General features: G+C 52.3%; 8 protein-coding genes and 2 pseudogenes. 8 read left to right on the plus strand and 2 right to left on the minus strand.

Translation table 11 applies throughout. From position 1 onward, the window contains the following. Nucleotides 1–290, plus strand: a pseudogene (locus VU18_RS06240) (hypothetical protein); the annotation flags it as partial. A gap of 151 nt (nt 291–441) precedes the next feature. Beyond that, complete coding sequence (locus VU18_RS06245) at nt 442–2,535, plus strand: GDYXXLXY domain-containing protein (protein ID WP_047757828.1); 2,094 nt, start codon at nt 442–444, stop codon at nt 2,533–2,535. A 24-nt stretch (nt 2,536–2,559) separates the two neighbouring features. On the opposite strand, the gene VU18_RS06250 is transcribed toward VU18_RS06245, so the two are convergent. Continuing rightward, nucleotides 2,560–3,432, minus strand: coding sequence for a fructosamine kinase family protein (locus tag VU18_RS06250; RefSeq protein WP_014195613.1), 873 nt, complete (start codon nt 3,430–3,432; stop codon nt 2,560–2,562). After that, nucleotides 3,429–4,157 carry an NAD-dependent deacylase gene (locus tag VU18_RS06255; RefSeq protein ID WP_014195614.1) on the minus strand — a complete coding sequence of 243 codons (729 nt, stop codon included), beginning with the start codon at nt 4,155–4,157 and terminating at the stop codon, nt 3,429–3,431. Before VU18_RS06255 ends, VU18_RS06250 begins: the two co-directional genes overlap by 4 nt. A gap of 145 nt (nt 4,158–4,302) precedes the next feature. On the opposite strand from VU18_RS06255, the gene VU18_RS06260 reads away from it, so the two are divergent. The 6 genes and pseudogenes from VU18_RS06260 to VU18_RS06285 all read left to right on the plus strand — a co-directional run. Continuing rightward, nucleotides 4,303–4,854, plus strand: a complete 552-nt coding sequence (locus VU18_RS06260; RefSeq protein WP_011230934.1) for a DJ-1/PfpI family protein — start codon at nt 4,303–4,305, stop codon at nt 4,852–4,854. A gap of 358 nt (nt 4,855–5,212) precedes the next feature. Next, nucleotides 5,213–6,649 carry an NAD-dependent malic enzyme gene (locus VU18_RS06265; protein ID WP_014195615.1) on the plus strand — a complete coding sequence of 479 codons (1,437 nt, stop codon included), beginning with the start codon at nt 5,213–5,215 and terminating at the stop codon, nt 6,647–6,649. Between the two features lie 145 nt (nt 6,650–6,794). Then, nucleotides 6,795–7,550, plus strand: a complete 756-nt coding sequence (locus tag VU18_RS06270; protein ID WP_014195616.1) for an SIS domain-containing protein — start codon at nt 6,795–6,797, stop codon at nt 7,548–7,550. Nucleotides 7,551–7,629: 79 nt separating this feature from the next. Continuing rightward, the gene (locus VU18_RS06275; RefSeq protein ID WP_013145591.1) at nt 7,630–7,854 is read left to right on the plus strand and encodes a hypothetical protein; all 225 of its coding nucleotides are present in this window, start codon (nt 7,630–7,632) and stop codon (nt 7,852–7,854) included. Between the two features lie 466 nt (nt 7,855–8,320). Then, entirely contained in the window at nt 8,321–9,055 is a 735-nt protein-coding gene (locus VU18_RS06280) for a CAP domain-containing protein (RefSeq protein ID WP_011230938.1), read from the plus strand. A 218-nt stretch (nt 9,056–9,273) separates the two neighbouring features. Beyond that, nucleotides 9,274–9,598: pseudogene (locus VU18_RS06285) on the plus strand (MFS transporter); the annotation flags it as partial. Between the last annotated feature and the right edge of the window lie 25 nt (nt 9,599–9,623).

The raw sequence follows: 9,623 nt of genomic DNA on the forward strand, positions 1-9,623 counted from the left end.
CGTTGAAAGCGGACATGGACATGATCAAGGGCGACGTGCAAACGCTCAAAGAAGGGCAACAACGGCTTGAAGCGAAAGTTGAACGGGTCGAAGAAAAAGTTGACAACCTCGCAACAGAAATGCGGAGCCACTTTCGCCACATCGAGAACATGCTTCATAAGCATCAGGCCGCTCTTGATCTGGCTTCGCGCGAGTTCTCTTCCAAACAGGCATCCATCGATTATTTGATGAAAAAAGTGACAGAGCATGATATGGAAATTTTCCACTTAAAAAATTATCTCCAACCATAATGTTCTTCACCGCAACAAAGAAAAAAGTCTAAAAGGCCGGTGGTAACTAGGAAAATGCGATGGAATAAGGCGTGTTTTCACTGGTCTTCTAGACAGCTTTTTCAGCATATGCTTTATAGAGGAAAGATCTGAGTCACAGGGAGGAAGCGATATGGCGGCCCGGATCGTGAAAACGGGGTATGCGTTGGCGTTTTTGTGCATCATTGCCGGCATTGTGTATTTTTTTGCCGCCAACTGGCCGGGGATGGGGCGAGAGGTGAAAGTCGGAATCAGCATCGGCATGATGGCGGCATTTTACATCGCAAGCGCGGCGCTTTGGGGCCGCCATCGTTTCTTAGGGCGCTGGATGCTGATCGGCGGGGTGTTGTCATTTGGCATTGCGTTGGCGTTGCTTGGACAAATTTACAATTCGCATGCTGACAGTTATTGGCTGTTTCTTGCCTGGCTTGCGCCGACCGCTTTGTTGGCGCTGCTGACAAAAGAACGGGTGCTGTCCGTGATCGCGATTGGGTTGTTGCAGCTTGCGTGCTGGTTTTATTATTTTCCGTCCGCTTATCGGATTGAGTGGACGGAATGGTCGTCGTTTGGTTTGCTCTTATTGTTTGCAGCGATCAACGGCGTGCTGGTTGGTGTCAGCCGTACGCCGTTAGTCGCCCATCTCGCTTATATTGCCATGCAAGGTTGGCTGCTTGTGATTGACGTAACCGGTTTTTCCTATGGGCGCGACGCATGGTGGCCATACGTGTATACCGTGTTGCTCGCCGTGTTGCTTTATTATTTTCTTGTCATCGCCAAGCAGCGGCCGTACGTGTTGTTGACGAGTTTGTTTGCTGGACTGTTTTTGTTCATTCAATACATTCGCTTGCTCGCAGATCATTTTGAAACGTGGCTGCTTCTCATTGGGCTTATGGCGGCCGCTGCTGTGCTGTGCGGCGGCGTTGTGCTATTGCGGCGGGCTGGGGTGGTTTCAGCGGAGACGAAAGCTGGAAGGCGTTTTTTGGCGTCGTTTCAAGCGATTGTCACGCTTGCGGCTTCCGCGTTGGCCATACAAAGCCTGCTTGGCTTGTATTTCCTTTGGACAGAGTCATGGTCGCCTTACGTGCTCTTTTTCATTTCCATCTTTGGGTTTGTCGTTCCCGCCTCATTTGGCTGGCATTGGAATCCGGTCGTTCGTTATACACTGCTGGCTGTTGGCTATGGGCTCGGGGTGGCGATGGCGTGGGAGGTCTCGCGGTCGACTCTGTTCCTCTATGCCATTGGGCTTGCGATTGGCGTCATCCGATCATCAGACAGCGGAGTGCGCCGGTTGACGACGGCGGCGCTGACGGTCTATTTAGGGATCGCCTTAAGTTCGGTGATGGATGACGGCCGGATGGTGTTGCTCACCTTGGCTTTGGTCAACGGCGGGTTGTATGCGTATGGCCGCTTTCGCGAAACGCCGTTTCTCACTCCGCTTGTCTTGGCGTTCGGCGCGCTTGGGATTGCGACAAGCGTTGATGTGTTTGCGGCTGATGGACTGTACGTGACGTTGAATATCGCCATGATTTTGGCGCTTGCCTTCTTTCTTTTCCGCGGTCGGCAACTGGAGCGGAAGACCGCTTGGGTGTACACAGCGCTTTATCTCGTGCTGAAATATTATGAACTCGCATGGAATTTGCTTCATAAATCGGTCAGTTTGCTGGCGGCGGGAGCGGTGTTGCTCGCATGGGCGGTATGGCTTGAGAAACGAAATGGCTTCACATGGAGGCTGGGCGTGCGCTGGGGGCGGCGCGTTTCGTTGTTGACGCTCATAGTCGTGATCGCTCAATTTTCATTTTTAGGTTATACCGTGTGGCAAAAAGAACGATTGTTGCGATATGGTGATGTAGTAAAGTTGGAACTTGAACCGTTGGATCCACGTTCCATGTTGCAAGGGGATTATATTCAGCTTCGGTACGATATTTCCACCATTCCGTCGCTTGACGGAAGCGGACGGGTGCAAGTCGGGCTGCGAAAAGGAGAGGACGGGGTGCACCGTTTGGCTGGCGTATATATGGTCAATGGGGAAAAAAGGCCGGGATACACGCCGCAACCGGGGGATGTGATCATCACCGGTACGTTTCACGGCCCGCAAGTCCTGTATGGCATTGAATCGTATTTCATTCCGGAAAAAACGGGGATGAAACGGCAAGAGAATGTTCGGTTTGCCTATGTGCGCGTGAGCGAAAACGGTGATGCGCTGCTCGAAGCGATCCGTGCTGAATAAGGATGGCGGGGGAAGCAGGAAAAACTACTCCCCCGCGTAACGATCCAGCACGCGGTCAACCGCGCTGCCGTATGTTTCGCCAAATAAATTTAGATGAACGAGCAAGTAAAACAGCTGGTAGAGTGGTTTTCGGCCATGATAATCAGCCGAGAGCGGCATAAGCTCGCGATAGCTCTCATAAAACCGGACTGGGAAGCCGCCAAACAGCTCGGTAAACGCGATCTCAAACTCATGATGGCCATATAAAACAGACGGATCGATCAAATACGGCACTCCGTCTGGTCCTGGAATCCAGTTGCCGCTCCATAAATCGCCATGCAAAAGCGACGGAAAACAGTCATCCGGGAGCCATTGGTCAAGCCGCTCGAGCAGCCATTCGAGACGTTTGCGCCGCTTGACGGGCAGGAGGCCTCTCTCCGCCGCTCGCGTTATTTGTGGTCTAAGGCGGGCGTCGCGGTAATAGTCGGTCCAGCGGCCGTACCAGCCGTTGCGCTGCGGCAGCATGCCGATATAGGTATCGCGGTCAAGCCCGAACGCCGGTCCGCGGCATTGATGGAGGCGGGCAAGGCCGCGGCCGAGCTGTTCGGCCGTCTGTTCCGTTTCTGTTCCTTCGATCCACTCCAAGACGAGCCAGCCCCAGCCGTCCGCTTCCCCGAAGCCGAAGGTATGCGGAACGTTGATGGCACGTGCTTGCCTGATCAGCTCGAGGCCCATCTGTTCGGCAGCGAAAAATCCACTCGGCGGGAAACGTTGCATTTTGATAAAGTACGTTTGTTTGCCGCTTTGGACGCGATAGACGTCATTGATGTCGCCGCCTGATACGCGGCGCCAATGGCGGATGTGGGAGTGGTCGCCGATCGATTCGAGCGCCATTTGCAACATCGTTTCTTTGGTCATGGATCCACCTCCGCCAACTGCTCATTGAGCTCGTTCAGCACTTCACCGATTTTTCGCTGATGGATGACAGCATCGGCGAGATCGTCCAGTTCCGTCGGTTCCCAATTGATGATCACGAGTTTAGCCCCACTCCGCTTGGCAACAAGCGGCAGCTGGTTGGCTGGGGATACCTGCAGAGAGGAGCCGAGCACAACGAACAAGTCCGCTTGGCGGGCCGCTTCCCACGCTTGATCGATGGCTTTCTCCGGCAGCGGCTCGCCAAACAGCACGACCGACGGGCGCAAAACTCCGCCGCATTCGCACGTCAACACACCGTGCAAATAGACAAAGCTGGGTTTTGACTCCCCGCACCGCTGACAATGGACGGTGCGGAGCGAGCCATGAAGTTCGATGACGCGTCGGCTTCCCGCTTCTTGGTGAAAGCCATCGACATTTTGCGTCACAATCGTTTGCACGATCCCGCGCCGCTCCCAATCGGCCAATAAGCGGTGTCCGTCATGCGGTTGGCATTGTTGCAAGGTGCGAATGCGATATTGGTAAAACTCGACGAACGATTCACGGCGATGGTACAGCGCATCGATGGTAGCGAGTTCGCTCGGGTTAAAACGCGCCCACAGCCCGGTGCGCGGCGAGCGGAAATCGGGCAGCCCGCTTTCGGTTGACATGCCGGCGCCGGTCAGCACGACGGTGTGGCGCGAGGCGGCCAGCCATGAGGTGATGGTCATTCTGTTTCCCTCCTTACTGTCGCAACCATAGCGACTCTCGTTTCTGCTGCTTCATACCTTTCCACCAATCATTTTACTTTTCCTTTTCACTCGTTTCCAGTATGATAGAAATGAAAGAAAAAAATGGACAAGGAGGCGGGAATCCATGAGCAAAAAAGTGTTGATCATCACCGGCGACGCTGTTGAGGCGCTGGAGGTGTATTATCCGTATTATCGTTTGTTGGAGGAAGGGCATGACGTAACGATTGCCGCGCCGAAGAAAAAGAAACTGCACACCGTTGTCCATGATTTTGCCGACTGGGATACGTATGTGGAAAAACAAGGCTATTTGATCGACGCCCATGCATCGTTCGCCGAGGTTGACCCGGCGCAATACGATGCGTTAGTCATTCCAGGCGGGCGGGCGCCGGAATACATTCGCCTTGATGAAAACGTGCAGCGCATCGTCCGTCATTTCTTTGAGGCGAATAAGCCGATTGCCGCAATTTGCCACGCCTCGCTCATTTTTGAAACGATGCCGGATTTGTTGAAAGGACGGAGCTTGACAGCGTATATTGCCTGCAAACCCGGTGTCGAAGCGCTCGGAGCAACGTATGTGTCTGACAATACGGTCCATGTTGACGGCAACCTTGTCTCCGCCCATGCGTGGCCGGATTTGCCGGCGTTTATGCGCGAGTTTCTCCGCTTGCTTCAATAGTGGAAGAGAATGGCCTCCCTTTGGGCTAAAGGAAGGGAGGCCGTTGTTTTGTTGTGTCGCCGACCGTTTGCCGTTCGGACCAACCGTGTGGGGCGGCAGGACAGATGGTTGCTTGGCGACCTCCGTTTTGTTCCGTGCTTTGATTGCCCAATAGATGCCGAATGGGACGGCCGCACCGGTGGCGAATTCGAAAATGGACCGCATAGCCCCAAGCCTAAACGCAATGCGGCGGTAAGCAAGAAGCGGCCGCGGCAAAGAGGTTGATGGAGGATAAGGGTTGTCTTTTTCCCATTCATGAGATAACATTTGTACCATAGAGTGTCTTACCATGAAATAGAGAAAAGGAAGGCGGTTATCTATGGCATTACCAGGCGGGGCAGCGATGAACATTACGATTCGTCTCCAGTTCGAAAAAGATATCGTCTCATTCAGCGATATCGCCGCCGCGATTGGCAAAGCGGGCGGGGACATTGTCGGAATTGACGTCATTTCATCAAGCAAAGTTCACACGGTGCGCGACATCACCGTCAGCGCCCTCGACACGAAGCAGTGCGATTTGATCATTGAGGCGCTGAAAAAAATTCGCGGTGTCAAAATCATCAACGTTTCCGACCGCACGTTTTTGATGCACATCGGGGGGAAAATTGAAACAAATTCAAAAATCCCAGTGAAAACGCGCGACGACTTGTCGCGGGTGTACACGCCGGGCGTGGCGCGCGTCTGCACGGCCATCGCTGAGGATCCGCGCAAGGCGTATTCGCTGACGATTAAACGGAATACGGTCGCCGTTGTCTCGGATGGCACGGCGGTGCTCGGGCTTGGCGACATCGGCCCGTATGCGGCGATGCCGGTCATGGAAGGGAAAGCGATGCTGTTTAAGGAATTTGCCGGAGTGGACGCGTTCCCGATTTGTTTGGATACGAAAGACACGGAAGAAATCATTCAAATTGTGAAAGCGATCGCCCCGGCGTTTGGCGGCATTAATCTCGAAGACATTTCCGCTCCGCGCTGCTTTGAGATTGAAAAGCGGTTGAAGGAAGAGCTTGACATCCCGGTGTTCCATGACGACCAACACGGCACGGCGGTCGTGCTCTTGGCCGGGTTGCTTAATGCGTTGAAAATCGTCGACAAAAAGCTCGAGGACATTAAAGTGGTTCTCACCGGCATTGGCGCCGCTGGCATCGCCTGCACGAAAATTTTGCTTGCGGCCGGCGTACGCAACATTATCGGGGTCGACCGCCACGGCGCCATCCATCGCGATGAAACGTATGAAAATCCGTATTGGCAAGAATATGCGCAAATCACGAACCCGGATAATCTGAAAGGAAGCTTGTCCGATGTCATCGCCGGCGCAGATGTGTTTATTGGCGTCTCAGCTCCCGGCATTTTAAAAGTGGAAGATGTGAAAAAAATGGCGCGCGACCCGATCGTGTTTGCGATGGCCAACCCGATTCCGGAAATTGATCCGGAGCTGGCCGAACCGTACGTGCGCGTTATGGCGACCGGACGTTCTGATTATCCGAACCAAATTAACAACGTCCTTTGCTTCCCGGGCATTTTCCGCGGGGCGCTCGACTGCCGGGCGAGAGAAATTAACGAGGAAATGAAGCTTGCCGCTGCGAAGGCGATTGCCTCTGTCGTGACGGAGGATGAATTGAACGAAACATACATCATCCCGAGCGTCTTCAACAGCAAAGTCGTTGAACGCGTCAGACAAGCGGTCATCGAAGCCGCTTACCGCACTGGGGTGGCGCGGAAGGACAATATCCCGGTTGGCGGATATACAGGGCAGTAAAGCAAGGAATGCGATGGAACCGACGGNCGGCTTCCTTTATAGGGGAAGCCGTTTTTTTGGCTGCAGGAGCGGGTCTAACTGTGGCTGCGGCGGGCTAAATCTAGTTTAGGGATAGGAAATCAAGCGCTTAAGGGGCGAATGGCCGATGATCAATCAATATTTCCAAAAAATCAATGAACATCTGGAACTCGTTTTAAGCCATGAAAAGGACAATCTAAAAAAGGCCGCCCATATGGTAAGCGAAGCGATTCAAAACGGCGGAATCGTTCAGTTATTCGGATGCGGCCACTCCCATATTTTGACAGAGGAAGTGTTTTACCGGGCGGGAGGGCTTGTTCCGGTGAAACCGATCTTTGTCGAGCCGCTGATGCTTCACGAAGGGGCGGTGCGGTCGTCCATGTTGGAGAGAATGAATGATTTGGCACAAAATTTTATCAATCATGAGGATATCCGTCCTGAAGATGTGTTTTTTGTTTTGTCCACATCGGGGCGCAATCCTGTTCCGATTGATGTGGCGTTGGCAGCAAAGGAGAAAGGGGCGTACACGATCGCGATTACATCTTTGGAATATTCGAAGAGTCAACCGTCGCGGCATAAGAGCGGTCGGTTATTGTATGAAGTGGTGGACTTGGTGATTGACAATCATTGTGTGAGAGGAGACGCGATTTTAGCTCATCCGAATGTTTCCGTTCCATTTGCCCCTACTTCGACCGTGATCGGCAGCGCGATTTTAAACGCCGTTTTCGCCGAGGCGATTGTCCTCATGGCGGAAAATGGAATAGAACCGCCGATCTTTTTAAGCGGCAACATTGAGGGGGCGGACGAACATAACCGCCGATGGGTGGAGAAATATAAAGAACGCATTCCGGTGTTGGTTAAGGGGCATCAACTATCGCAATAGAAGAGGCGCTCTATAGCCAACCGCCATCCGTTCTTGCTAAAATAGTAGCAAACGATGAGACGGTGGGGGATGGAGATCGATGCGCTTTGACGAACGGGTGCGGCTGTATGCCGATAAGCTCCTCTTTTACAATTCAACGCCAACGATAACGACGGCGGCGTTCCAATGGAACAAGCCGTTTTCGGGCGTTTTTCGCGCGAATCTCAACGAGGAGCCGCTTGACTCGCTCGCGGCGGACGAATGCGGGACGTTTGCCGTCGAGGTGAAGCCGAATGAAGTGCAAACGGTGCTCGTTGTCGACTAGGAACGAAAAAGATCATGACAGAAGCTGGGGCTGATCGCCACCAGCTTCTTTTTTAAAACAAGAATGTGAATATCTCCCCTGTTTTGTAACACAGCTGTAACAATTGTTAAACGAAATGGTCCAAAAAAGAGGCTGTCAACTCCCTTTTTCCTAGAAAAATGTGGGTGGCTAGAATAATAGAGGGGAAAAAGGAAGGGCAGTTAGTGAAAGGATGCCGCTTCCAATCGTTGCAACTGCCGTGATGGGCAGCCAACTGGCAATGAAAACAAGCGCTTGTTTTTCCAGGTGTTGCCAGCCTGCGTTTTTTCCATTTTAGCCCAAAAATATTACAAAAAACCCGTGTTATAATGAGGGCGAAGGCAAGGGAACAACGAAACCGTTCCTCTTCGAATCTCATCGTGTAGGCATGACTGACGGACGCAATATCTCTGAAACTTTCAAATAGAGGATACAAGGAGGAATTCCGATGAAGAAAAAAATGGTAGCAACAATCGCAGCTTCGGTCGCACTCGCCGGCGCTTCGTTCGCGGCAACGAAAACGGAAGCAGCTGGGACGACGTGTCCGACAGCGAATGCGTATCAAGTAAAATATGTCAGCACAAACGTTCAAGATTTTGAGAAATGGCTGCAACAATACTTCCCGTTCGTGTCGTTCCAACCCGTAAAACCGGCAACACAACAACCGGCGGCAAAACAGCCAACGACAAAACCGCAGGCGCCGGCAACGGTCAAACAGCCAGCGACGAAACCGGCTGCGAATACGCCAGCACCGGCGAAAACGCCAGCGACGGCCCCAACAGCAGCACCGCAAAAAGCAACTGGCTTAAACGCCTATGAGCAACAAGTCGTTGAACTGACGAATAAAGAGCGGGCAAAATACGGCTTGCCGCCGCTTCAAGTTGACTTGGCCCTCAGCAAAGTCGCACGCGAAAAATCGCGCGATATGGCCGTGAACCACTACTTCTCGCACAACAGCCCGACGTACGGTTCTCCATTTGAGATGATGAAAAAATTCGGCATCTCGTACACGGCTGCCGGGGAAAACATCGCCAAAGGCCAACGCACACCACAGGAAGTCGTCAATGCGTGGATGAACAGTGAAGGCCACCGCGCGAACATTTTGAACAAAAACTTTACGCACATCGGCGTTGGTTTTGAAGAAAATGGATATATTTGGACGCAGCAATTCATCCGCAAGTAAGAGACAAAAGAAATGCAAGTCGAGGGTGTCCCAAAAGGATCGGGACACTTTTTTTTATTATGTATATAGGCATGAAACAATATGTTGTGTTTGGTTTAAGGAAAAACACCCTTTTGGGTCAGCCCTTTTTTATTTGAAAAATATTTCTCCGATCCCCTATAAAAATATGATATAATTTCCAAAGAAATTCGAAAGACGAAAGATTAGGGGGACAGCGGATGCGAATACGCGATTGGGACCGCAACCTAAAAGTGCGCCTGTTTGGCGAGGCGCTCATGAATACGACCTTTTGGATGTTTTTTCCGTTTATATCGATTTATTTTGCCGATGCCTTTGGCAAAGAGACAGCGGGGTTGTTGTTGATTGTTTCGCAGTTGTTCTCGGTCATCACCAATTTAATGGGCGGCTATTGTGCTGATGTATTCGGACGCAAGCGGATGATGGTGTTATCCGCCTACGGACAGGGGGCGGCGTTTTTCGTTTTCGCCTTGGCCAGCTCCCCGTGGTGGTCGTCGCCGTTTGTTGGATTTCTTAGTTTTACAGAAAATGCCGTCTGAAAGCCCACGGT

The organism is Geobacillus sp. ZGt-1 (genome assembly GCF_001026865.1).
Taxonomy (GTDB): domain Bacteria; phylum Bacillota; class Bacilli; order Bacillales; family Anoxybacillaceae; genus Geobacillus; species Geobacillus thermoleovorans.